At 61.1% G+C, this 24,306-nt stretch carries 24 protein-coding genes; 8 read left to right on the forward strand and 16 right to left on the reverse strand.

All coding sequences use genetic code 11. The annotated features are described in order from the left end of the window. Nucleotides 1-62 precede the first annotated feature (62 nt). From OIU37_RS27495 to OIU37_RS27540, 10 genes are all read right to left on the reverse strand, one after another. Nucleotides 63-2,222 (reverse strand): TonB-dependent siderophore receptor, encoded by a 2,160-nt coding sequence (locus tag OIU37_RS27495; protein ID WP_264259261.1) that lies wholly within the window; start codon nucleotides 2,220-2,222, stop codon nucleotides 63-65. 167 nt (nucleotides 2,223-2,389) lie between these two features. After that, nucleotides 2,390-3,274: an AraC family transcriptional regulator gene (locus tag OIU37_RS27500; RefSeq protein ID WP_264259262.1), complete on the reverse strand. Its 885-nt coding sequence runs from the start codon at nucleotides 3,272-3,274 to the stop codon at nucleotides 2,390-2,392. Between the two features lie 135 nt (nucleotides 3,275-3,409). Beyond that, nucleotides 3,410-4,168: a fumarylacetoacetate hydrolase family protein gene (locus OIU37_RS27505; RefSeq protein WP_264259263.1), complete on the reverse strand. Its 759-nt coding sequence runs from the start codon at nucleotides 4,166-4,168 to the stop codon at nucleotides 3,410-3,412. A 79-nt stretch (nucleotides 4,169-4,247) separates the two neighbouring features. Then, entirely contained in the window at nucleotides 4,248-5,627 is a 1,380-nt protein-coding gene (locus OIU37_RS27510; protein ID WP_264259264.1) for an FGGY-family carbohydrate kinase, read from the reverse strand. After that, the gene (gene rhaM, locus OIU37_RS27515; RefSeq protein WP_182208274.1) at nucleotides 5,624-5,944 is read right to left on the reverse strand and encodes an L-rhamnose mutarotase; all 321 of its coding nucleotides are present in this window, start codon (nucleotides 5,942-5,944) and stop codon (nucleotides 5,624-5,626) included. Before rhaM ends, OIU37_RS27510 begins: the two co-directional genes overlap by 4 nt. Further along, nucleotides 5,941-6,948 (reverse strand): ABC transporter permease, encoded by a 1,008-nt coding sequence (locus OIU37_RS27520; RefSeq protein WP_264259265.1) that lies wholly within the window; start codon nucleotides 6,946-6,948, stop codon nucleotides 5,941-5,943. Before OIU37_RS27520 ends, rhaM begins: the two co-directional genes overlap by 4 nt. Then, complete coding sequence (locus OIU37_RS27525; RefSeq protein WP_003553868.1) at nucleotides 6,945-7,946, reverse strand: ABC transporter permease; 1,002 nt, start codon at nucleotides 7,944-7,946, stop codon at nucleotides 6,945-6,947. Before OIU37_RS27525 ends, OIU37_RS27520 begins: the two co-directional genes overlap by 4 nt. 25 nt (nucleotides 7,947-7,971) lie before the next feature. Then, complete coding sequence (locus OIU37_RS27530) at nucleotides 7,972-9,507, reverse strand: sugar ABC transporter ATP-binding protein (RefSeq protein ID WP_264259266.1); 1,536 nt, start codon at nucleotides 9,505-9,507, stop codon at nucleotides 7,972-7,974. A gap of 74 nt (nucleotides 9,508-9,581) precedes the next feature. Next, nucleotides 9,582-10,577, reverse strand: a complete 996-nt coding sequence (rhaS, locus tag OIU37_RS27535; RefSeq protein WP_018497178.1) for a rhamnose ABC transporter substrate-binding protein — start codon at nucleotides 10,575-10,577, stop codon at nucleotides 9,582-9,584. A 48-nt stretch (nucleotides 10,578-10,625) separates the two neighbouring features. Then, complete coding sequence (locus OIU37_RS27540) at nucleotides 10,626-11,438, reverse strand: DeoR/GlpR family DNA-binding transcription regulator (RefSeq protein ID WP_138331360.1); 813 nt, start codon at nucleotides 11,436-11,438, stop codon at nucleotides 10,626-10,628. A 198-nt stretch (nucleotides 11,439-11,636) separates the two neighbouring features. Between OIU37_RS27540 and OIU37_RS27545 the strand changes: the two genes are divergently transcribed. Continuing rightward, entirely contained in the window at nucleotides 11,637-13,733 is a 2,097-nt protein-coding gene (locus tag OIU37_RS27545; protein ID WP_264259267.1) for a bifunctional rhamnulose-1-phosphate aldolase/short-chain dehydrogenase, read from the forward strand. A 63-nt stretch (nucleotides 13,734-13,796) separates the two neighbouring features. Here the strand turns inward: OIU37_RS27545 and OIU37_RS27550 are convergent, their stop codons facing one another. Further along, nucleotides 13,797-13,955 carry a YqaE/Pmp3 family membrane protein gene (locus OIU37_RS27550; protein ID WP_017958027.1) on the reverse strand — a complete coding sequence of 53 codons (159 nt, stop codon included), beginning with the start codon at nucleotides 13,953-13,955 and terminating at the stop codon, nucleotides 13,797-13,799. Nucleotides 13,956-14,031: 76 nt separating this feature from the next. On the opposite strand from OIU37_RS27550, the gene rhaI reads away from it, so the two are divergent. Continuing rightward, nucleotides 14,032-15,324 carry an L-rhamnose catabolism isomerase gene (gene rhaI, locus OIU37_RS27555; RefSeq protein ID WP_182208280.1) on the forward strand — a complete coding sequence of 431 codons (1,293 nt, stop codon included), beginning with the start codon at nucleotides 14,032-14,034 and terminating at the stop codon, nucleotides 15,322-15,324. Between the two features lie 92 nt (nucleotides 15,325-15,416). Here the strand turns inward: rhaI and OIU37_RS27560 are convergent, their stop codons facing one another. Beyond that, nucleotides 15,417-15,875 (reverse strand): carboxymuconolactone decarboxylase family protein, encoded by a 459-nt coding sequence (locus OIU37_RS27560; RefSeq protein ID WP_129419115.1) that lies wholly within the window; start codon nucleotides 15,873-15,875, stop codon nucleotides 15,417-15,419. A gap of 108 nt (nucleotides 15,876-15,983) precedes the next feature. Here OIU37_RS27560 and OIU37_RS27565 point away from each other — a divergent pair, with 108 nt between their 5' ends. Continuing rightward, nucleotides 15,984-16,853, forward strand: coding sequence for a sigma-70 family RNA polymerase sigma factor (locus OIU37_RS27565; protein ID WP_171604815.1), 870 nt, complete (start codon nucleotides 15,984-15,986; stop codon nucleotides 16,851-16,853). 205 nt (nucleotides 16,854-17,058) lie between these two features. After that, nucleotides 17,059-18,267, forward strand: a complete 1,209-nt coding sequence (locus OIU37_RS27570; RefSeq protein ID WP_264259268.1) for an amidohydrolase/deacetylase family metallohydrolase — start codon at nucleotides 17,059-17,061, stop codon at nucleotides 18,265-18,267. Nucleotides 18,268-18,290: 23 nt separating this feature from the next. Here OIU37_RS27570 and OIU37_RS27575 read toward each other — a convergent pair whose 3' ends face one another. After that, on the reverse strand, nucleotides 18,291-19,130 hold the full coding sequence (locus tag OIU37_RS27575) for an IclR family transcriptional regulator (RefSeq protein WP_182208282.1): 840 nt from the start codon (nucleotides 19,128-19,130) through the stop codon (nucleotides 18,291-18,293). 257 nt (nucleotides 19,131-19,387) lie between these two features. Between OIU37_RS27575 and OIU37_RS27580 the strand changes: the two genes are divergently transcribed. After that, nucleotides 19,388-20,245: an SDR family oxidoreductase gene (locus OIU37_RS27580; protein ID WP_182208283.1), complete on the forward strand. Its 858-nt coding sequence runs from the start codon at nucleotides 19,388-19,390 to the stop codon at nucleotides 20,243-20,245. Between the two features lie 182 nt (nucleotides 20,246-20,427). Here OIU37_RS27580 and OIU37_RS27585 read toward each other — a convergent pair whose 3' ends face one another. Next, the gene (locus tag OIU37_RS27585; protein ID WP_182208284.1) at nucleotides 20,428-20,643 is read right to left on the reverse strand and encodes a hypothetical protein; all 216 of its coding nucleotides are present in this window, start codon (nucleotides 20,641-20,643) and stop codon (nucleotides 20,428-20,430) included. Between the two features lie 127 nt (nucleotides 20,644-20,770). Between OIU37_RS27585 and OIU37_RS27590 the strand changes: the two genes are divergently transcribed. Next, a complete protein-coding gene (locus tag OIU37_RS27590) occupies nucleotides 20,771-21,394 on the forward strand; it encodes a TetR/AcrR family transcriptional regulator (RefSeq protein ID WP_180696718.1) in 624 nt (207 codons plus the stop codon). A gap of 82 nt (nucleotides 21,395-21,476) precedes the next feature. Continuing rightward, nucleotides 21,477-21,665 (forward strand): hypothetical protein, encoded by a 189-nt coding sequence (locus OIU37_RS27595; protein WP_003547852.1) that lies wholly within the window; start codon nucleotides 21,477-21,479, stop codon nucleotides 21,663-21,665. 49 nt (nucleotides 21,666-21,714) lie between these two features. On the opposite strand, the gene OIU37_RS27600 is transcribed toward OIU37_RS27595, so the two are convergent. Then, nucleotides 21,715-22,155, reverse strand: coding sequence for a DUF1810 domain-containing protein (locus OIU37_RS27600; protein ID WP_182208285.1), 441 nt, complete (start codon nucleotides 22,153-22,155; stop codon nucleotides 21,715-21,717). A 176-nt stretch (nucleotides 22,156-22,331) separates the two neighbouring features. Further along, nucleotides 22,332-22,610 carry a hypothetical protein gene (locus tag OIU37_RS27605; protein WP_180696974.1) on the reverse strand — a complete coding sequence of 93 codons (279 nt, stop codon included), beginning with the start codon at nucleotides 22,608-22,610 and terminating at the stop codon, nucleotides 22,332-22,334. Nucleotides 22,611-22,883: 273 nt separating this feature from the next. Between OIU37_RS27605 and OIU37_RS27610 the strand changes: the two genes are divergently transcribed. Continuing rightward, nucleotides 22,884-24,254 (forward strand): amidase, encoded by a 1,371-nt coding sequence (locus OIU37_RS27610; RefSeq protein WP_182208286.1) that lies wholly within the window; start codon nucleotides 22,884-22,886, stop codon nucleotides 24,252-24,254. The last annotated feature ends 52 nt before the right edge of the window (nucleotides 24,255-24,306 follow it).

Below are 24,306 nucleotides of genomic sequence, written 5' to 3' on the forward strand. Positions count from 1 at the left end.
TCGGGAGGGCAGGCCCTCCCTTTCCCCACAGGTTCCTGCAAAACTAAACTAAGATTGTCAACTTACCACTTCCTGCTGAGCTTGAAGGTGACGGTGCGGGCATCGCCGTAACCGCAGACGGTCAGCCCGCCGCAACCCTTGACATATTCCTTGTCGAAGAGGTTCGCGACGTTGAGCGAGGCGCCCCAGTTTTCCTTCTCGTAGCGGATCGCAGCGTCGACGAGCGTTGCGGCCGGCACTTTCTCGGTATTGGCCTCATCGGCCCAGGACCAGCCCTGATGGCGGACGCCGGCACCCAAGCTCATGCCCTCGAAAGTCCCTGTCGTCAGCGTGTAGTCGATCCAGAGAGAGGCGGTCACCTTCGGGACGATATAGGGTGAATTGCCGACCAGCGCCGGATTGGCGTCGTTCTCCATCACCTCCATGTCGGTATAGGCGAGCGATGCGAGAACCTTCCAGTTCTCGTTGATATTGACCTTGCCCTCGAGTTCGGCGCCGCGCGAAACCACCTCGCCGAGCTGGCTCTGCGCGAAGGTTGCCGGATTGGTGACCGTGTTGTTGCGCTTGGTGATGTGGAAGATCGACGCCGTCAGCGAGCCGTCGATGAAGGTCGGCTCATATTTGATGCCGCCTTCGAACTGCTCGCCTTCCTCTGGCTCAAGAGCGCCGGACACGCCGGTGCCGACAAGCGGGTTGAAGAAAGTCGCGGCGCTGACATAGGGCGTCAGGCCGTTGTCGAACTCATAGGCAAGGCCGATGCGGCCGCTGAGCGCGCTGTCGTTGGTGCTGTAGGTCGTGCCGATTACGGCGTCCTGGTCGATATCGACATAGTCGTAGCGGCCGTTGAGCGTCAGCAGCCAGCCATCGCCGAAATGGATCCGATCCTGGGCGTAGACGCCGATCTGGTTCTTGGTAACGACGCCGTCCGCATAGACGAAATTGGCGCCCTGTATCGTGCCATAGATGGGATCGGTTGCGCTGATCGAATTGGAGCCGCAGCAGGCCTGCCAATTTTCCAGGCGATAATAGGTGTAGTCGAGCCCGACGAGAAGATTATGCGTGGCGCCGCCGATTTCGGTCTCGCCTTCGATCCTGTTGTCGATCGAGAAGCTATCGACCCCCGAACGGCCTTCGAAGCCGATGCGCGCCAACTGATAGTCCGGACCCGTCGGCACGCCGCCGACCCAGCCGTTCAGGTAGGGGCCGATCTCATGCTTGTCGAGATGGCCGTAGCGGAGGTTTTGCGAGAACTTGATGCCATTGTCGAATTCATGTTCGAATTCGTAACCGATCATCTTCTGCACATAGCTGCCGTCGTCGATGTCAGGCTCGCCATAGAAGGCGTCGCGGTCGATCTTGCCGAACGGCGCATCCTCGACAGTGCCGACATAGGGGAAGAAGCCGTTGCCGGTATGGACCTGGTCGAGGCCGGCGAGGTAGCCCCAGACGGTGAGGCTGGTGCTGTCATCCGGCGCAATGGTGAGCTGCGGCATGATGAAGCCGCGCAGATCCTCGGAAAAATCCGAATAATTGTCGCCGCCGGCAACCTTGCCGGTGATGCGATAACTCATCGTTCCGCTGGAGCCGACCTTGTCGGAGACATCGAAGCCGGTGAAGGCGTTGCCGTTGCTGTTGATGCCGATCTCGGTATAGAAGAGCGGCTCGTCGAGCGGGCGCTTGCGGACGAGATTTACGATGCCGCCGGGGTTTGCTCCGCCGTAAAGCACGGAGGCCGGACCCTTCAGCACCTCGACGCGCTCCAGCATGAAGGGATCGAGTTGGAAGCCGCCGAAGCCATAGCTGAACAGCGTGAGATTATCGAAGAAGACGCCGGTCTGCGTCGCGTCGAAGCCGCGGATATAGAACCAGTCGGTATCGCCGTCGTTGCCAAAAGGCTGCGCGGTGACACCAGGCGTATAGAGCAACACCTCGTCGATCTTGTTGGTGATGCCGCGATCGTCCATTTCCTCCGTGCCGATGACGGAGACGGATTGCGGGATTTCGTTGAGCGGAGTGTCGCTCTTCGAGCCGGCGGAGGAGTTCTTGGCGACATAGCCTTTGACAGGGCTGGTGGCGGTGTTGCCGCCGCCCTGGATGACGATCGGCGCGAGTTCAGTCGAATTCGCTTCCTGTGCCGCGGCGGGGCCCGCGATCAGACCGGCGACCGCAACGCCTGCCAATAGATTTACCTTGAAAATGAGACCCCTGGTCTGCCCGCTCATATGTCCTATACCCCACTCGTGCCGCGCGATACTTAGCGTGCGGCGAAGCCCTGAATAAGATGAGTGATTAACTCAGTTTTACCGGGGTGGATTGTCGCGATCGGGGAAAATTGAACGTTTTTGGGCAATTCTCCGCGTTGCAAGCAATTGCCCGTTAAGCGTTGCAATCAGGCAACTTGCGCCTTCTTCCAACTCGCCGGCGTAATGCCGACATGCTTGCGGAACACACGGGTAAAATGCGCCTGATCGGCAAAGCCAGTTTCGGCGGCGATTGCGGTCAACGCATTTTCGCTTTCGACAAGCAGCCGCTTGGCCCTATCGAGCCGGGCATTGGTCTGCCATTGATGCGGGGCGATGCCGGTCGAGGCCTTGAAGGCATGGCTGAAGTGCGATTGCGACAGGCCGGTGAGGCCGGCGAGTTCCTCGAGGCGGATATTGCGCAAGCAGTTTTCCTCGATGAATTCGGTGGCGCGGCGAAGCTGCCAGGAGGCCAACTTGCTGCGTTTGCGCGGCATCGCCTTGACAATCTTCAGGACATCGATGATCAGCGCCAATGCCAGGCCGTCGCCATAGAGATCGTGCAGCGGCTCCGGATTGAGGCATTCGGCGGCGACCAGTTGTGCCAGCGACAACACCCGCTCATCGGAAAACAGAAGCTGCGGACTTTCCAGACGGCGCGGATCGATATCCTCCATTAGCCTGCGGCTGATGGTGTCGGCGTCGAAATGGAGATCGAGATGGCGCACCGAATGCACGTCGGTCAGATCGGCCCAGACTTCCATGCCGGCCGGTACATAGGAGATCGGCCGTTTTTCCGTATCCTGAATTGCACCCTGCGCCTTCGGCGAGAGCTTGATACGCGAATTGCCCGGTCCCCGCTTGTCGAGCATGATGAACAGCCGCGGGTCGCGCGAGACATAATAGCCGCCGGCATAGGAGGCGCATTCCACATCCCAGACATCGGCGACGATGCCGTTCCACAGCCGGCGATGCACACCGCCGATGACGGAGAAGCCCTGGATCTTGTTCTGCATCCGCGGTTGAAACGTCATTTCCACTTCCGCCTCCGGCCATGCGCCGGAGTTAAACTTTCAACTAATACTCAAGTTTATTACCGCAGGCGGAAGCGGATGGCAATTCCCAATCCGGCACCAGATCGGCCCGAATCCGGGGAAAGCGGCGTCAAATCAATCCTTCGACACAGAGAAGCTGAGGTGGGCATTGCCGAGCATGATGTCTATCTCGCCGGGTTCGGTCAGTTCGATCGCGCCGCTCAACGTGCCCGTCGTGATCAGCGCACCGGCCATTAGCGATGTCTCGGGGCGCACGCCGTCATTGGCATAATCGACGAGCCAGGTGAGAACGTCGCCTTTCGGATGCTGCGCCGGACCATCATAGATCGTGCGGCCGGCATGGGTGACCTTGAGCGGTGTGCCGGCGGCGGTATCGACGACGCTTTTGTCGACCTCCGGGCCGAGCACGTAGCCGCTGTTGCCGAGCCGGTCGGCGACGAACAGCAGAAACGAAACGCTGCCGCTTTCCTTCACGGCGCTGACCAGCAGCTCGGCGCCGAGATAAACAGCGGAAATCGCCTCGACCACCTCGGCGCGGCTGTAGGGAACACCCGCGCGGACCGGCAGGTCGCCGCCGAGACGGACGGCGATCTCGGTCTCGAATTTCAGGCCCGGATACCAGGGAATGTCAGCGCCCGAGACGGCTTTGGCATAGGGATACAACGGAGCGGTGACCGCCTGGCCCTGCGGCGAGACCGTGACTTTCCAGGCATTACTCGAAATATGGTCTGCAGCAGTGAGCAAATTCTGCGCCTCCATCGCCTGATGGAGATCGGCGGGCAGCGCGAAAGTGTCCGTTGCCTCCTGCCGGCCGGCGTGTCGCAGGCTGTGAAGCCTGGCTGCAAGGGTGCGCGGATCGAATCTCTCTGTCATGCTATCTCCTCGACATGATTTTCGAGGTGCCACACTAACGAGAAGGCAGGGACGAACAAGGTCGCTTTTGGAAAGACTGCTATTCCATCGCCGCGTACCAGCGGGTGCGATAGGCGGCCAGCCCCGGGATATCGGTCGGCGGAATATGCGTTTCGGCGCCCGATACCGGCCGGATGCCGGTGAGAAGGGCCGCCCCCTGGCTGGTGCCGGTCGAGCCCCGAAGGGCCATGACTTCGCGGCCGGTCAGGGCGGCCAGCAGCTTGAGATAGGTCCCATTCAGCGCAAAGGGCCCTTCGACGATAATTGGCCCCTTGGCGCTGACCAGTCCGAGGCAGGCATCGGTCATCAAGGCGAGATAGAGACAGGCAGCGGCAGAGCGCTCCTCGCGGCTTGCCTCTTCGGCGCCGATCCAGCGGCTTGCCTTTCCCGGAAAAGGCCCGGAACCGGAGGCGATATTCGGCAGGAGCATCATGCCCTTGCCGATGACGGGACCGATTGCCGCCTGAGCGGCTTTTTCGTCGACAAGGCCGATCTCGGCCGACAGGATCTCGAATTCCCGGCCACCCATGAAACGCGAGGAGGGGACGGCGCGGCCATAAGCATCGACATTGGCGAGCGCATCGCGTTTCGGATCGAGATGATCGAGATCGCCGCCGACGCCGAAATTGATGACCCATGTGCCGGTGGAGACGACGGCGAAGGGCGCTTCCCGATGGACCAGATGCGGCAGCAGCGAGGCATTGGAATCGTGAATGCCGCAATAGACCGGCACAGGCGCGGCAAGGCCGAGCTCTGCGGCGATATCAGGGAGGACCGGGCCGAGCGCATCGAAGGCGGAACGGATCGGCGCCATCAGGTCGCGAATGCCGAGCCTGTCGACGAGCGAAGAATAGTGGCCCTCCCTCGGGTTCCAGAGGTCGGTGTGACAGCCGAGCGAAGTCAGCTCATTGGCGGCGACACCCGTCAGCCGCGCCGTCCAGTATTGCGCATAGGTGAGGATGGTCGCAACCTCTACGAATTCCTTGGGAAAGACGGTCTTCTGGTAGTGCAGCTGTGCGCCGACATTGAGGCCCATCGTGAGGTGCGGCGAAAAGGTTTCGTCGAAAGAGGGGCGCAGCCGCGTATAGGCGTCGCGGATTTCCTGCGGATATTCGTGTTCATAGTCGATGACAGGCATGGCAAGCGCGCCGTCTCGGCCAAGGAGTGCTGCGGATGCGCCATGGGTGGTGATCGAAATGGCGTCAAAGCCAGGCTCGCGCGCAAGGCTCTTCAGCGCATCGAGCGCAAAGGACCAGAGAGCCTCTACGTCGTAATGCGGATAGAAACCGGATTTGATCGCGATGTTCGGCCGCTTCAGGACGGCGATCTCGGCGCCCGTCTCGCTGTCGAGGACGACGACCTTGGCATTGGTCTTGCCGATGTCGATGACGGCGATGCGGCGATAGGAGGTGGCGTTCATGGCATATGGAAGACGGTGACCAGGTCACTCTGGATCGGCGAATTATCGGGATTGGTCGCCATGATATCGGCCATATAAGCCCACCATTTTTTCATGACGGGATGGTCCGGCAGGCTCGCCATCGTGTGGTCGGTGGGCCGCGTCAACACGCCGAACAGCGTGTTGGTCTCGCGGTCGAGATGAATGGAATAGTCGCTGGCGCCTGACTTGTGCAGGAGATCGACCAGTTCCGGCCAGATCTCGTCATGCCGCCTGCGGTATTCGGCTTCCATGCCGGGATTGAGCTGCATTTTGAAGGCGTGTTTTTCTAAAGTCATCGGGAGCTCATGACCTTGATGCGGCGGGCGATGATCGGGATGGCGATGGTGATGATGAGAAGCAGGCCGATGAAGATCGACATGACGATGCCGGGCACGTTCAGCAGGCCGAGGCCGAAGGTGACGAGGCCCATGACGAAGGCGGCGATGACGACGCCGACGATCGTGCCGGAACCGCCGAGGATCGAGATGCCGCCGAGCACGACCATGGTGACGACCTCGAGTTCCCAGCCCTGGGCGATCGACGGCCGGGTCGAGCCGAGGCGTGAGGTCAGGCAGACGGCGGCAACGCCGCTCATGACGCCGGTCAGCAGGAAGAGGATGAATTTGACGCGTTCGACCGGAATACCGGAGAAGCGGGCGGCGAAGTCGTTGTTGCCGATCGCATAGACCTGCCGGCCGAAATTCGTCGCGTGCAAGAGGATGGCGAAGAGGATCGCCAGCACGATGAAGAGCACGAATTCGAAGGAGAATACCCAGACGACATAGCCTTGGCCGAAATAGGCAAAATCGGCGGGGTATTTGCCATAGGCCTGGTCGCCGAGCACGATATAGGAAATGCCGCGGAAAAGGCTCATCGTGCCGATGGTGACGACGATTGACGGCAGTTTCAGCACCGAGACCAGCACGCCGTTGAAGATGCCGCAGGCAAGGCCGGTGCCGATGCCGATCGCAACCAGGCCCGGTGTGCCGATGCCGACTTGCGCTGCCGCGCCCATTGCCGTCGAGGCGAGCGCGATGATCGCAGCGACGGACAGATCGATCTCACCTGATATGACGAGCAGCGCCATGGCGAAGGCAATCATTGCCTTTTCGGTGAAATTGAAGGTGGCGTCCGAAAGGTTCCAGGCATCGAGGAAATAGGGCGAGGCGAGCGAATTGAAGATGAAGATCAGCACGGCGACGGCAAAGAGCAGTACTTCCCAGCTCGCGACAATGCGGCGGAAGGGTGTGCCGAGACGGTCGGGAATGACCCGCTTTTCGTGTGTGGACACGATGCTCATGCTGCGGCCTCCGTTCTGATCTCGGCTGCGGCGCGGTCGCGCAGGATGATGCGGCCGCGGTTGCGCTCACGCCTGGCGTTGAAGGCGACGGCGAGAATGATGACGGTTCCGGAGATCGCCATCTGCGTGAAGGGTGAAATGCCGATGACCGGCAGCGCATTCTTGATGACGCCGAGGAAAAGCGCGCCGAGCACGGTGCCGGCGACCGAGCCGACGCCGCCGGCAATCGAGATGCCACCGATGACGCAGGCCGCGACGCTGTCGAGCTCGAAGCCATTGGCGATATCGACATAAGCAACAGCATAACGCGACACCCAGAGATAGCTCGCAAGGCCGGCCAGCGCGCCCGACAGAACGAAGGCCAGGAATTTCGTCCAGCCCGTATCGATGCCGGCATAGACGGCCGCAGTCGGATTGCCGCCGGTCGCATAGGCCGAGCGGCCGAACTGGGTGTATCGGAGCAGGACATACATCAAGAGCACGATGACGATGCCGACCCAGCCGAGAACGGGCAGGCCGAGGATCGGCGTGCGCGGCACCGATAGAAAGACCGGCGTCATCTGGTGAGCGTTGACCCACGCCCCGCCCGAGAGCACGAAGGCCATGCCGCGATAGATGGTGAGCGTGCCGAGGGTGACGACGATCGGTGGGATTTCGAGCGCCCAGACGAGAAAGCCGTTGATGGCGCCGAGGCAGGCGCCGATGACGATCGCGGCAAGGATGAGCACGACGAGCGGCAGGTCGGGATAGGCGGCATTCATCATCGCGATCGCCATGCCGGTGAAGGCGAGGTTGGCGGCGACGGAGAGGTCGATCGATTTCGTCAGGATGACCGTCATCTGCGCGAGCGCCAGGATGATCAGGATGGAGGTATCATTGAAAATGCCCGCGAGATTCTCCGGCGTTGCGAAATCGGCAGCGCGCGTCGAAAAGATCGCGATCATCACGACGATGATGAGGAACAGCAGGGTTTCGCGTTTTCTGATCAGTCTTGCCATGCTCTTACCTTATGCATTGCGGGCCTCATGCATTGCCGGTGGCAGCGCGCACCAGCGCTTCCGGCGACAGCTCGGCGCGGTCGAAAATCCCGGCGGCGAGACCTTCCTTCATCACCAGGACGCGGTCCGACATGCCGATGATTTCGGGCAGTTCGGACGAGACCATGATGATCGACAGACCCTCGGCGGCGAGTTCGCTGATGAAGCCGTGCACGGCCGCCTTCGAACCAATGTCGATGCCCTTTGTGGGTTCGTCGAGGATGATGACCTTCGGCGCCGTCGCCAGCCATTTGCCGATGACGACCTTTTGCTGGTTGCCGCCCGACAGCGTGCCGACCGGGACGGAAAGGGCTGCGGCGCGTAAGTCCAGCCGCTCGGCAAATTTGCGGGCGAGCGCGAATTCTTCTGCCGCCCTGAGGAAGCCCCGGCGCGAGGTGCGGGTAAGCGACGGCAGCGTCATGTTCTGGAAGATCGGCATCGGCAGCGCCAGCCCGTGGCGGCCGCGTTCCTCCGGCACATAGACGATGCCGGCGCGGATCGCGTCCTGCGGCGAATGGATGGTGATTTCGCGGCCCTCGAGCATCATGGTGCCCGAGAGCGGCCTGGTGATGCCGAAGAGCGATTGGGAGAGTTCCGAACGCCCGGCGCCGATCAGGCCGTAAATGCCGAGAATTTCGCCCTGACGCAGGGTGAAGGAGATGTCGCGGAATTCGGTGCGGTGGCTGTAATTGCGGATCTCGAGAACCGGGCCGCCGATGGCGACATCGACCTTCGGAAAGGCATTCTCGACGTCGCGGCCGACCATCATGCGGACGATCTCGTCCTGCGGCGTTTCCTTGAGCCGGCCCTGGCCGACGGCGCGGCCGTCGCGGAAGACGACGAAATCGTCGGCGATCTCGTAGACCTCGTCGAACTTGTGGCTGATGAAGAGGATCGCCTTGCCCTTTTCCTTCAGGCCGCGGACGATGCGGAAGAGATCGTCGATCTCCTTGCGGGAAAGGGCTGCCGTCGGTTCGTCCATGATGACGATGCGGGCCTCGATCGACAGCGCGCGCGCGATCGCCACCAGATGACGCTGCGCGATCGAGAGGTCCTTCAGCCGGATCGTCGGATCGATATTGCTTTCGAGCGCGGTCAGCAGCGCCTTGGCGCGGCTGTTCATCGCCCGCCAGTCGATCGTGCGCAAACGCGTGCGCGGCGCATGGCCTAGGAAAATGTTTTCGGCAACCGTCAGCTCGTCGAACAGCACGGTTTCCTGATGGATGGCGGTGACGCCGGCATCAATTGCGGCCTGGGCGCTGGCAAAGGTCACTGGCTGGCCGTCGACCAGGATCTCGCCTTCGTTCGGCCTGTAGATGCCGGTCAGGATCTTGACGAGCGTCGATTTGCCGGCGCCGTTTTCGCCAATCAGCGCGGTCACCGTGCCGGAATGCAGCGCGATGCTGACATTGTCGAGCGCCTTCACGCCCGGAAAGATCTGGGAGATGCCGCGCATTCCCAGAATGGCGGGCGCATCACCGGTTTTGCTGTCCGTGGCGGTTTGTTGAAAGGCAGCGTTCATCGAGCTTCTACCAGTGTCGAATGAGAAATCCCGGCGGCCATCGGGCCGCCGGGCTTTTATGCGTCGGCTCCGGATCAGAAGACCTTGGAGAACTGGTCGATATTCGAAGCATTGTAGACGAAGGGATCGGCCATGGCGGCTTCACCGTTGTCGCCGACCTTGATCTTGCCCATGCGGCCGGCTTCGATCTCGCTGCCCGGCTTGCCGTCGGTCTCGCCCTTGACGAGGCGATAGGCGATCTGCGTTGCGGAGTAGCCGAGATCGATCGGGTTCCAGATGGCGAATTCCTTCGTGGCGCCCGACTTGATCGCGCCGGCCATTTCGGACGGCAGGCCAAGGCCGGTGACGTAGACCTTGCCGACAAGGCCCTTGTCTTCGACAACCTTCGACGCGGCGAGAACGCCGACCGTCGTCGGAGCGACGATGACCTTGATGTTCGGGTTCGCCTTCAAGAGGCCCTCGGCTTCACGGTAGGACTTGTCCGAGAGATCGTCGCCATAGACCGTGGTGACGAGGTTGAGGCCCGGGAAATCCTTGAGCTGCTTCTTCATCTGGTCGATCCAGATGTTCTGGTTGGTCGAGGTGGTCGTTGCCGACAGGATGGCGAAGTCACCCTTGCCGCCGTCGAGATGGTCCTTGACGAGCGTCAGGCACATCTTGCCGATCAGCTCGTTGGACGACGGGTTGAGCTGAAGGATACGGCCTTCAGGCGCCACGCCGGAATCCCAGGAGATGACCTTGATGCCGCGCTGTGTAGCCTTCTTCAGCGCCGGAACGAGCGCGTCGGGATCGTTGGCCGAAACCGCGATGGCGCTGACGCCCTGGGCGATCAGCGAGTTGATGACTTCGATCTGGCCTTCAGCCGTCGTCGTCGTCGGACCGGTATAGATGACCTCGACGCCGCCGAGTTCCTTGGCGGCTTCCTGCGCGCCCTTGTTGGCGGCATCGAAGAAGCCGTTGCCGAGCGACTTGACGACGAGGCCGATCTTGATGTCGGCAGCACTTGCCGTGCCGGCCATCATGGCGACGGCAAATGCCACGCCGATTGCGAGTTTCTTTGCGAGTTTCATGCTTTCATCCTCCCACTTGATTGACACTCTTCACACCTGGCCGGCGCCTTATGCGACCGACGAGGAATCCTCCTTGATTGCCTGGGCGACCGGGCTTGCGACAATGAGCCTGATGCCGGCATTCTCGATCATCCTGACGGCTTCCTCTGGAATGCCGTCATCGGTGATGATCGTCGACACACGCTCGAGCGGGCACAGAATGAGGCTCGACCGGCGATGGAATTTGCTGGAATCGACCATGACGACCAATTCGTCGGCCTGATGCATCAGCTTCTGTTCGCTTTGAATAATCAGCGCGTCGGCTTCCATGATGCCGAGCGGGCCGACGCCCTGCGCGCCGATGAAGAAGCGACGGGCGTAGAAATTGCGGATCGCGTCATTGTCGAAGGGGGAGAGGATCAGGCTCTGCTCGCGATAGATCGCGCCACCCGGCACCGTCACCGTGTTCTTCGAATGCTTGACCAGATGTTCGGCGATGGCGAAGGAATTGGTCATCACCTGCAGGCGGTGCGCAGCCATGAAATGCACCATCTGGAAGGTGGTCGTGCCACCGTTGATGATGATCGCATCGCCAGGATCGCAAAGCTCGACCGCCTGGCGGGCGATTGCGCGTTTCTTGTCGATATTGACCGATTCAGATACCCGGAAGGGGCGCCCGGCGAGATTGCCGAGCTGCGGCGGATGCACCGCTTCAGCGCCGCCGCGCACACGGCGGATCTTGCCCTGAACATGAAGAGCCGCGATGTCGCGCCGGATCGTCGCCTCGGAAGCCTCGGTCAGTTCGGAAATATCCTGAACCGTCACGACGGACTTTTCCTGAACGGCGCTCAGAATGATGCGATGGCGTTCGCGTTCGTGCATGGGGCTCCTCCTTCGATCGTTTATTTCGCACATATGACAATGTGTCAATCAAAAACGATCATAAATTTTCATATTGCGCTGCACAATAATCGAATTTGATCGTTTTCGATTGACAACCCCGGTTTTGATGAGCGATACCGTCTGCGAAAAGGGGCGCGAACTTTGCGCTCCGATGATGATTTCATATGGGAGGATGACATGGCGGCGAACGTCCGGCTTCTGGAAAACCGGTGGGATGATGCTTACGCGGCAGGCCTCGATGAGCCTGGCAAGCTGCTCTATCGTTCCAATCTGCTCGGCGCCGACAAGCGCATCACCAATTACGGCGGCGGCAACACCTCGGCGAAGGTGCTGGAAACCGACCCGCTGACCGGCGGCAAGGTCAAGGTACTTTGGGTCAAGGGATCGGGCGGCGACGTCGGCACGATCAAGCTCGACGGTTTCGCGACGCTCTACCAGGATAAGCTCGAATCGCTGAAGGGCATCTACAAGGGTGTCGAGGACGAGGACCGCATGGTCGGCTTCCTGCCGCACTGCACCTTCAACCTGAACGCCCGCGCTGCCTCGATCGACACGCCGCTGCACGGTTTCGTGCCTTTCACCCATGTCGACCACATGCATCCCGACGCGATCATCGCGATCGCCGCGTCGAAGAATTCGAAGGAGTTGACGCAGCAGATCTTCGGCGACGAGATCGGTTGGCTGCCCTGGCGCCGTCCGGGCTTCCAGCTCGGCCTCGACCTCGGCGCATTCGTGGCCGCAAACCCGAATGCCAAGGGCGTCGTGCTCGAGAGTCACGGCCTCTTCACCTGGGCGAACGATGCCAAGGCCTGCTATGAGCTGACACTCGACATCATCAACAAGGCGATCGTCTGGTTTGCAGAAAAGACCGAGGGCAAGACGATTTTTGGCGGCGCGCTCACTGAGAGCCTGGCCGTTGCCGAACGCCGCGCCATCGCCGCCCGGCTGATGCCGGAGATCCGCGGCCGCATCGGCAAGCAGGAGCGCAAGCTCGGGCATTTCGACGATCAGGACGCCGTGCTCGAATTCGTCAATTCCAGCGATCTGCGTCCGCTCGGCGCGCTCGGCACCAGCTGCCCTGACCATTTCCTGCGCACCAAGATCCGCCCGCTGATCGTCGATTTCGACCCGGCCAAGCCGGATGTCGACGCGATCGTCGCTGGTCTCGACAAGGCGCTGGAGGACTACCGCGCCGACTACGCCCGCTATTACAACGACTGCAAGCATGACAATTCGCCCGCCATGCGCGACGCCAATCCGGTCATCTTCCTCGTGCCCGGCGTCGGCATGCTGTCCTTTGCCCGCGACAAGGCGACGGCTCGCATTGCCAGCGAATTCTACGTCAACGCCATCAACGTCATGCGCGGCGCCTCGACGGTCTCGCAATATCAGGGCCTGCCGGAGCAGGAAGCCTTCGACATCGAATACTGGCTGCTCGAAGAAGCCAAGCTGCAGCGCATGCCGAAGCCGAAGAGCCTTGCCGGCCGCGTCGCCTTCGTCACCGGCGGCGCCGGCGGTATCGGCCGGGCGACCGCCGCACGCCTCGTCGGCGAAGGGGCCTGCGTGGTGCTTGCCGATATCGACCAGGCAGCGCTCGAGGGCACTGAAGCCGATTTCGTCAAGAAGTTCGGCGCCGACGCCGTGCGCAGCGTCCGGCTCGACGTCACCAAGGAAGATGCGGTGATCGCCTCCTTCGCGGAAACCTGCGTCGAATTCGGCGGCATCGATATCCTCGTCTCGAATGCCGGCATTGCCTCCTCCGCGCCGATCGAATTGACCGAACTGGCGACGTGGAACCGCAATATCGATATTCTCGCCACCGGCTATTTCCTCGTCTCGCGTGAAGCCTTCCGCCTGTTTCGCCGTCAGGCACTCGGCGGCAACGTCATCTTCGTCGCTTCGAAAAACGGTCTTGCCGCCTCACCGAACGCGTCGGCCTATTGCACCGCAAAGGCTGCCGAAATCCATCTCGCCCGCTGCCTGGCGCTGGAAGGCGCGGATGCCGGCATCCGCGTCAACACCGTCAACCCGGATGCCGTCCTGCGCGGTTCGAAGATCTGGAGCGGCGAATGGCGCGAGCAGCGCGCTGCCTCGTCGAAGATCGAGGTGGACGACCTCGAGGAACATTACCGCAAGCGTTCGATGCTGAAACTCAACGTGTTTCCGGAAGATATCGCCGAGGCGATCTATTTCCTCGCATCGGACCTTTCGGCAAAATCGACCGGCAACATCATCAACGTCGATGCCGGCAACGTGCAGAGTTTTACGCGCTAGAGCAATTCCAGCAACAGTGTGCAGCGGTTTTGCGTCCGGAACGCGTAAAGCAAACGGATAGAGCTATTTCCGGAGGATCACCCATATTGCGTGGATGATCCCCGGCAGATAGCCGCAGAGTGTCAGCAATATATTGAGCCAAAAATGCAGGCCGATCCCGACCTGCAAGAATACGCCAAGGGGCGGCAGGATGATCGCAAGAAGAATGCGGACAACGTCCATCGTAGCTCCTTCGTTGAAGACATTTAAGCGTTTGAACGCGAACCGTGCCCTATGGTTCGCGACCAGGGAGGAATAGATGACAGATTCCAGGATTGCGCCAGATCTGGTCGCGACGGATAACGACACCCGGGCAACCGCGCTGAAAACCGATTACGAGGCACTGGGCGCGACGCTTGCCCGTCGCGGCGTCGATATCGAGGCGGTCACCCGGAAGGTTGCGGAATTCTTCGTTGCCGTTCCCTCCTGGGGTGTGGGCACCGGCGGCACGCGTTTTGCCCGTTTCCCCGGTACCGGCGAGCCGCGCGGCATCTTCGACAAGCTCGACGATTGCGCTGTCATCAATCAGCTGACGCAGGCGACCCCGAACGTCTCACTGCATATTCCCTGGGACAAGGCGGATGTTAGCGAATTGAAGGCCAAGGGCGAGGCGCTCGGCCTCGGCTTCGATGCGATGAATTCGAACACCTTTTCCGATGCGCCCGGCCAGGCCCATTCCTACAAATACGGCTCGCTCAGCCACACCGATGCGGCAACAAGGGCACAGGCAGTCGAGCACAATCTCGAATGCATCGAAATCGGCAAGGCGCTCGGCTCCAAGGCGCTGACAGTCTGGATCGGCGACGGTTCGAACTTCCCCGGCCAGAGCCATTTCACCAAGGCTTTCGAGCGTTACCTTGCCTCGATGGCGGACATCTACAAGGCGCTGCCCGACGACTGGAAGCTGTTCTCCGAGCACAAGATGTACGAGCCGGCCTTCTATTCCACCATCGTGCAGGATTGGGGCACCAACTACCTGATCGCTCAGACGCTCGGCCCCAAGGCCTATTGCCTGGTCGATCTCGGCCACCATGCGCCGAACACCAACATCGAGATGATCGTGGCCCGGCTGATCCAGTTCGGCAAGCTCGGCGGCTTCCACTTCAACGATTCGAAGTATGGTGATGACGATCTCGACGCTGGCGCGATCGATCCCTACCGGCTGTTCCTCGTCTTCAACGAACTGGTGGACGCCGAGCAGCGCGGCGTCAACGATTTCAATCCGGCCCATATGATCGACCAGTCGCACAATGTCACCGACCCGATCGAAAGCCTGATCAACAGCGCCAACGAAATCCGCCGCGCCTATGCACAGGCACTGCTCGTCGACCGCAAGGCGCTGTCTGCCTACCAGGACGACAACGACGCGCTGATGGCATCGGAAACGCTGAAGCGCGCTTATCGCGCCGATGTCGAGCCGATTCTGGCCGAAGCCCGCCGCAGGGCCGGCGGCGCGATCGACCCGATTGCCGTCTATCGCGCCAGCGGCTACCGCAGACAAGTGGCGGCCGAGCGCCCGGCATCCGCAGCCGGCGGCGGCGGCATCATCTGAACACCCGATTGTTTCGCATGGCCTGAAGCCTGCTGACTAGGGTTGATGGTTGCCGGCAGCGCAGGGGTGACGCGCTGCCGGCGTCCCGCCGTTTACGGCTTCCAGGCCCCGGCGATCTGGCGGGTGGCGATGTTCAGCCGGTTCCAGACATTGATGTTGGCAATGGCGATGACGAGTGCTGCAAGGCTCCTGCCGTCATAATGCCGGGTCGCTTCGTCCCAGACATCATCCGGCACAGGGTCGGCGCGGTCGCTGACGCGGGTCACCGCCTCGGTCAGCGCAAGGGCTGCCCGCTCGGCATCGCTGAAATAGGGCGAGTCGCGCCAAGCGCCGATGGCGAAGAGCCGTTCGTCGGTTTCACCGAGCTTCTTTGCGATGCGGGGATGCCCGTCGACACAGACGCTGCAGCCGTTGATCTGGCTGGCGCGCAGGTTGACGAGTTCGAGCAGCTTAGGCGAAAGGCCGGTTTCGGCCGGCACCTTGCTGAGAGCCGCCAGCGCCTGCATGGCTGCTGGAAGGACGAGGGCGGGATTTCCCATTCTCTCCTGCATGATAAGTCTCCTCTATAGGTTTACTGTTTGACGATCCGCCGGCGCTGTCACATCGGCCGGGGTTCATTCGTCATGGCCTTGACGGGATGCAGCGGAGGAATGTGACAAATGGACGAGAAAAAATGGCTGACCGAAGAGTTCGAGGCGAACAGAGCGCATCTGAGGGGCGCAGCCTATCGCATGCTCGGCTCGGGCAGCGAGGCGGAGGATGCAGTTCAGGAGGCCTGGCTGCGGCTTAGCCGCACCGATACGACAGGGGTCGGCAATCTCGGCGGCTGGCTGACGACGGTGGTGGCGCGCATCTGCCTTGACATGCTGCGCGCCCGCAAGACCCGGCGCGAGGAGCCGCTGGAGGCGCCTGTTCACGCTGGGATCGCCGATCCGGCGAACGATCCCGAGCGCGAAGCCGCCTTTGCCGATTCGGTCGGGCTGGCGCTGCTCGTCGTGCTGCAGACGCTGGCGCCCGCCGAACGCGTCGCCTTCGTGCTGCACGACATGTTCGACCTGCCCTTCGACGAGATTGCGCCGATCATCGGCCGTTCGTCCGCCGCGACCCGCCAGCTCGCAAGCCGCGCCCGCCGCCGAGTGCAGGGGGTGGACGAAGCGCCGGATGTCGATTTCGGCCGTAAACGGACGATCGCCGAGGCCTTTCTGACGGCGTCGCGCAATGGCGATCTGGAGGGATTGATCGCGGTGCTTGCCCCTGACGTCGTCTTCCGGCCGGATGCGACGGCCGCCCGCTTCGGCACCATTGGCGAAATGCGCGGCGCAGCTCACGTGGCCGAAGCCTTCAAGGGGCGGGCGCAGGCGGCAGAAATCGCCATCGTCGACGGTGAGCTTGGATTCGTCGTGGAGATCAAGGGCCAGCTCCGCGTCGTTGTGGCGCTGACGATCGCTGATGGCAGGATCGCCGCGATCGACGCCATCGCCGATCCGGATCACCTGGAACAGCTCGACTATTCGATCCTTCGGAATTGAAAACACACGCGAATTTGCCGGACTTTCGATATAGGCGTGCTTTAGAAGGAGCGCCCCGCTGACATTTCCTGAGCGGTGTCGCCCGCGTCATTTTTCTTGACAGCAGCGTCCTCGGCTTTATTCTATTATAAAGATTTATATAACATAACTATGGAATTTTGACCGAGGAGCGATCCCGGTCCGAGACTTCGAAAGGAATGCATTCATGTCCGGCGACCAGGCGAAGAAGCCGCTTCTTCTCACCAATGTCAAACCGATCGCTTTCGGCTCTGACACAGCAGAGGGGGCGATCGACATTCTCGTCAATGCCGATGGGAGGATCGCCGAGATCGGTTCTTCGCTTTCCGTCTCGCAGGATGTGACGCGCATCGACGGCAAGGGGGCCTTCATTTCGCCGGGCTGGGTCGATCTGCACGTGCATATCTGGCACGGCGGCACCGATATTTCCATCCGCCCGTCCGAATGCGGCGTCGAGCGCGGCGTCACCACGCTGGTCGATGCCGGCTCGGCCGGTGAGGCGAATTTCCATGGCTTTCGGGAATATATCATCGAACCGTCGCGCGAGCGCATCAAGGCTTTCCTGAACCTCGGCTCGATCGGCCTTGTCGCCTGCAACCGCGTCGCCGAACTCAGAGATATAAGAGATATCGATCTCGACCGCATCCTCGAAGTCTATGCCGAAAACAGCGAGCACATCGTCGGCATCAAGGTGCGCGCCAGCCATGTCATCACCGGGTCCTGGGGCGTCACCCCGGTCAAGCTCGGCAAGAAGATCGCCAAGATCTTGAAAGTGCCGATGATGGTGCATGTCGGCGAGCCGCCGGCGCTCTATGACGAAGTGCTCGAAATCCTCGGCCCCGGCGACGTCGTCACGCACTGCTTCAACGGCAAGGCCGGTTCGAACATCATGGAGGATGAGGATCTCTTCAATCTGGCCGAGCGCTGCGCTGCCGAAGGTATCCGCCTCGACATCGGCCATGGCGGCGCCTCCTTCTCCTTCAAGGTCGCCGAGGCGGCGATCGCGCGCGGGCTTCTGCCGTTCTCGATCTCGACCGACCTGCACGGCCATTCGATGAACTTCCCGGTCTGGGACCTGGCGACGACGATGTCGAAGCTGCTCAGCGTCGGCATGCCTTTCGACAAGGTGGTGGAAGCCGTCACCCATGCGCCGGCATCGGTCATCAAGCTGTCGATGGAGAACCGGCTTTCAGTCGGCTCGCAAGCGGAATTCACGGTTTTCGATCTGGTCGATTCCGATCTCGAGGCAACGGATTCCAACGGCGACGTTTCAGTCCTCAACAAGCTGTTCGAGCCGCGCTATGCGGTGATGGGCACCGATACCTTCACCGCCAGCCGCTATGTGCCGCGGGCGCGTAAGCTGGTGCGCCACAGCCACGGCTATTCCTACAGGTAGGATCCGCGGGCCGGGCGCAATGCTCAGCGGTTGCGCCAGCCCATCAGCTTTTCGATCCGTTCCGCCGAACTGCGCACATGCGCCGTATAGTGGTTCTCGTCGGAAAACGCCTTCTGTTCCGGCAGCACGATGGAAATGGTGGCGACGCACTGGCCATCGCGATCGCATATCGGCGAGGCGATGCAGGCAACCGCATAATCCGATTCCCCTGCCTGGATCGACAGGCGCGACTCGAAGGCCTTGCCGGCGGCTTCCGACAGCGTGCCCGGATCGATCTCGGCGCGGCCGGTCGGTGAAGAGCGGGCGCAGCGCTTGAACAGTTCGATGCGCTCCTCCTCGGCCAGGTGGCCGACGAGCAGGCGGCCGGAGGCCGTCCAGTTCAGCGGCACCCTTGTGCCGACGCGGGACGCCACCTGAAAATGGCTTGGGCCGTCGGCCATGGCAAGCACCAGCATATAGTCGCCGTCACGGCCGCAGACCTGCACGGTTTCGCCGGCCTGGCGGCAGAGATCGTGCATTTCGTGGGTGGCGATGCTCATGAAATCCAGCGACCTGGCATAGGCAAGGCCGTAATGGTAGAGCCGCGCGCCGAGCCAGATCGAGCCGTCGGTCTGGCGCGTCAGCATGTTCTTCTCGACGAGGTCGTCGACGATCACGTAAACGGTCGACAGCGGCGCCTTCACCGCCTTGGCGATAGCATAGACGCCGGCGGGTGATCCGGTCTCGTAAAGATGATCGATCACCTGAAGCGCCCGGTCGATACCGCTGACACGCGCGCGGCGCGCGCCCTTGCCAGCAGCCTCGCCGGCAACACCCTCATCTTCGGAGTAAACTGCGGATGATGTCTTTCCGTCCAATTCCACGTACCTCGTTAAAACTGCGATCGTGTTACATTACTATGGCATAGCTGTCGCTGTGGCAAATGGCAACATTTCGCGGGTTGCTAGTCGGATTGAGCCGACCAGATGAGGCTCTGTTTTCAATATCACCGGAAATTTAGGATGTGGCGACGACCGCGAGCGTGCTCAGCGCGCGCGGTTGCTCGAGTAGTCATTCCGCGGCGAGACTTGGAACAACAAGCATCAGCCCGAGTTTGACCCCCTGAACCCAGGAGGTCACCATGCCAAATTATCCCACACCGCCTTTCCCATCCCAGAAACAGCCGATGCCAGGTTTTACCGCGCAGATGGACCCTGTCCCCGACCACGGCGAAAAGAGCTATCGCGGTTCCGAGCGGCTGAAGGGCAAGCGGGCGATCATCACCGGCGGCGATAGCGGCATTGGGCGGGCTGTGGCAATCGCCTATGCCAGGGAAGGTGCCGATCTGGTGATCTCCTATCTCGACGAGGATGAGGATGCCGATGAGACGAAGCGGCTTGTCGAGCAGGCCGGGCGCAGGGCTGTCCTGGTCAGCGGCGATATCCAGGATCCGGCTCTGTGCCGGCAGATCGTCGAGACCGCGGTCAAGGAGTTCGGCGGCATCGACATTCTCGTCAACAATGCCGCGCATCAGGCAAGCTTTAAGAGCATCGACGAGATCAGCGACGAGGAATGGGAACTGACCTTCAAGGTCAATATCCATGCGATGTTCTATCTGACCAAGGCGGCCGTCGCCCATATGAAGCCCGGCAGCGCCATCATCAACACGGCTTCGATCAATTCGGACAGTCCGAACCCGACGCTGCTTGCCTATGCGACGACCAAGGGCGCGATCCAGAATTTCACTGCCGGCCTTGCTCAGCTTCTGGCCGAGAAAGGTATTCGCGCCAATGCGGTGGCGCCTGGGCCAATCTGGACGCCGCTCATCCCTTCGACACTGCCTGAAGAAAGCGTCAGCAATTTTGGCAAGCAGGTGCCGATGAAACGGCCGGGACAGCCGGCCGAACTGGCGACAGCCTATGTGATGCTGGCCGATCCCTTGTCGAGTTATGTCTCCGGCACGACAATCGCGGTCACCGGCGGCAAGCCGATCCTCTAAAGCGGGTCGCGATCGTTCGGATTCACCCCTTGCGCTTAAGTCTTTGTTTGACGCTTGCCGTTGTCGCAAAACCGCTGAACACTTTTGCGCGACATGTTTTAAAGCGGCAAGGGCCGCCGTCTGGTTTTGACGGCAGCCCTTGACGGGGGCAGGGAGATCCCCAAGCTGTTCAGGCGGCGTCTTCAGCCGAAGCAGGGCATAGCCGGCAGATTGGTGCGGCTTGCGAGTGCTCCGATCATATTGCCCACCGATTTCGAGCGCGGTTCGCGCTTGCGGGCGGCCGTCTCCAGGAGTTGCTTGAAGTCTTCAAGCTTTACGCCATCGGCGCGCAACACCATGGCGATCAGGGGGTCGCGAAGGGCTTCGGCTATCGTCAGGTCATCTCTGGTCTTTGTCATGGTTGTCCTCCTTTCGTGGGCGGTCGCCCGTGTTCCACTTTCCGCTGCCATGCCCTCGGCATTGACTTTCGCGTTTCGTGGTGTTACCGGTAAGTAACAATGCATTTGTTACCGATCGGTCACATTGATGTCAAGGACTACGTCCGCAAAAAAATCAGAAACTTCGAATGAAATCTCCGTAGTCGTTTCCGAAGATCGCATCCCGCCCAGGGAGCGTATCGTTTCGACCGCTTCGGAGCTTTTCCGCGAGCGCGGCATCCGCGGCATCGGCGTCGATGCCATTGCCGACGCGGCTCTGACCAACAAGATGACGCTCTACCGGCATTTCGGCTCGAAGGACGAGCTGGTCTGCGAGACGCTGCGCCGCGCCTCCGAAAAGGCGGGTGCCATCTGGCGTGATCTGGAGACGGCCTATCCCGGCAATCCGCGCGCCCAGCTGGACGCCTGGGTGGAGCTGCGGGCGCAATGTCTGAACGGCGAGCCCGCCGGCTGCGATCTCGCCAATGCCGCCATCGAGCTGAAGGGCGAGGGTCATCCCGCCCACGAAATGATCGAGCGGCACAAGGCCGAACAGCGTGATCGCCTGGCCGCGCTCTGTTCGGCGGCCGGCGCGCGCGAACCCCAGCTTCTTGCCGATACGTTGACGCTATTGCTCGAAGGCGCGCGCGTCAGCCGCCAGGCCATGGGCGCTGCCGGTTGCTGCAGTCATTTCGCCAAGGCCTGCCACGCGGCGATCGCTTCGTTCGCCTGACCGTCGCAAGTGTGTGGGAGGGGAACCTTACCGTTTCCATGCCGTTTTCACACTAACCCGAGGGCGATGTGGAGGCAGGGAGATGAACTACGTCTATCTCAAACGGCTGTATGCCAAACGCGCCGAGCTCGAAGCCAAGCTGGAGCTCCATGATGCGCGCTATTGTTTCGGCGAGGAAGAGGTCGATGACGGCACCGACAGCGATCTGCGTCAGCGGTTGAGCGAAATTTCCGAGGAAATTGCTACGCTGGAGAGCAGGCCGGGCCGATAACTATTTAATTTGGGAACAGCATTCAGATTTTAAGCCGACCGGCATAATATCATGCTGTGCTGGCGCTGAGGATTTCCATCGTCCGACCGTCGAATTTTCCCTGATAGAAATGCTCGATCACTTGATGGAAAGGCGAACCGTGATCGCTGATCGCGGCAAACAAGGTCATCGACGAGCGCAGCTTGAGGTCGTCGGGTGAACCCAGGATTTCGTGCGCCGATCGGCCGTCCACGGACAGGATCGCCTCGACGCAGCGCAGCAACCGGCTTGAGAGAATCGGATCGGCAAGATAAGCGGCGGCTTCTTCGGCCGAGCGGATCGCATATTTTTCGGCCATCGCCGACGTACCGAGGCCGGCGATCTGCGGGAAGATGAACCACATCCAATGGGACGTCTTGCGTCCGGCCTTCAGCTCTAAGAGCGCCTGCTCGTAGACGCCGTTCTGGGCGTCGATGAAGCGGTGAAGCTTGTAGTCGATGTCGCCGGCCATGGTCCTTTCCCCTTTTCCTGCCGCCGATGCAGCCTGGGCCAAGGTTTCCACGCCCGGCGATCTACAGCGCCGCACGTCTTTCAGACGCGCAAATGACGCTGTAGCACTTTGAATGACTGCATAATTTCATCCTTAAATCGGTTTCCGATTTAAGGAATTATGCAGTGGTTTTACTATCAGCAAACCCTCTCAGCGTAGGGGCTGCTATCGCGGCAATGGCCATAGGCCGGATGCGGCGGCATGTTATCGCCGGCCGGGGCGGCAATGGCTGATGTCGTCATTGGGTCCGTATTGCCGGAAGAATATGCGGCAATACCCGTAAAGCTCAAGAGAACCAGCGCTCCGACCACGACAATGCGCTCGAAGGCCGAAAGTTTCTGTGCGCTGACATGATCGACATAATCGCGCTCGCCTAAACCGGCGGTTTCGTCCTCTTTTACATGGAGGGTCACCATATCCTGGCGACGGCTTAAAGTTTCACAATCTGTCATTTTAATTACTCCTGCAACACATGCGCAGCCAGGTTCTCAGAGCAAACTCTCACCCTCATCCGAACCGGCTTCGCATGCGAGCAGCATGTGTGTCTTCGATCGTGGCAATTGAAGGGGCGATATCCAAACTCAGTGTTCAAGAAATCGTACCAATAAATGCAAAATATCGTGAAGCTCTGGTTCACCGGAATGATCCGGGGTAGTCCAGAGAGGAACATCTCTCTTCTGGATAGTCCCATGAGCAAATCCTTCGGCGCGATGTCGGTCGCACAGCTTTCCGCCCTCATTCAAGGTGGCGCGGCCGATCCGGTCGAGGTGGCCGAGGCGGTCTTCGATTCCATCGCGAATTATGCCGACAAGGCGGTCTTCACCACATTGCTCGAAAGCCGGGCGATGGAGGAGGCGGGTGCCTCTTCGCGACGTCTGCGGGAAGGGCGCTCGCTTGGATTGCTGGACGGTATTCCGATTGCCTGGAAGGATCTCTTCGACATTGAAGGCTTGCCGACGACGGCGGGTTCCGTCGTTCTGGCAGAGGATATGCCGGCCAAGCGCGACGCGGCTGTCGTTGCTTTGCTCAGGCAGGCGGGCATGGTCGCCGTTGGACGCACCAATATGAGCGAATTCGCCTTTTCCGGCCTCGGCATCAATCCGCATTACGGCACGCCGGCAAATCCGCGCGCTACTGATCTGCCGCGCATTCCGGGCGGCTCATCCGCCGGTGCCGGTGTCGCCGTCGCTGCCGGACTGGTGCCGGTCGCCATGGGCACCGATACCGGCGGCTCGGTGCGTATCCCCGCCGCCTTCAACGGCATCGTCGGCTACAAGGGGACGCGCGGCCGCCACGCAATGGCAGGCGTCTATCCGCTGGCAAAGAGTCTGGATTCGCTGGGACCGCTCTGCCGCAGTGTCAGGGACGCGGTCTGGATCGACGCGGCAATGCGCGGCCTAACGGCGCCTGATGTCGTTGCACATCCCCTGCAAGGGCTGGAACTCATCGTGCCTGAAAATATCGTCTTCGATGGCGCTGAAGCCGGTGTCGTCGCCGCGTTCGAGGCGGCTTTGGGACGTCTTCAAAAGGCCGGCGCCAAGGTTGCCCGCACCATCATCCCTGCCTTCGACGAGATATTCGATCTGATGACGAGATATGGTCCGCTGGTGACGGCGGAGGCTTTCGCACTTCATCAGGAACGCTTGGCCGGACCGGACGCGGACAGGATGGATCACCGTGTGGTTATGCGCACCCGCCTCGGAAGCAAGACGACGCTGTCCGATTACCTCAGAATCCTCGACGCGCGCCACCGCCTGATCGCCGATGTCGAGCGCCTTGTCGGCGACCGGCTGATCGCCTTTCCCACAGTCGCCCACGTCGCTCCGCCGATCGGGCCGCTGGAGCAGGATGACGAGCTGTTCTTCGCGACGAATAACAAGACCTTACGCAACACGGCGCTCGGCAATTTCCTCGACTGGTGTGGCGTTTCCATTCCCTGCGGGACGGGTGTGTCAGGCATGCCGGTTGGCCTGCTGCTTTCGGCCACGGCCCATCGCGATGAGGCGCTGCTGGGGATTGCCCTTGCCGCCGAGGCGGTCATCCGCGACGATTTCGCCTGATGGCAATTGAACCGACGGGCTTTTGTTGCCATTGATGCCGTGAGGAAATCCT

It is taken from the genome of Rhizobium sp. BT-226 (assembly GCF_025847085.2).
Taxonomy (GTDB): Bacteria; Pseudomonadota; Alphaproteobacteria; order Rhizobiales; family Rhizobiaceae; genus Rhizobium; species Rhizobium sophorae.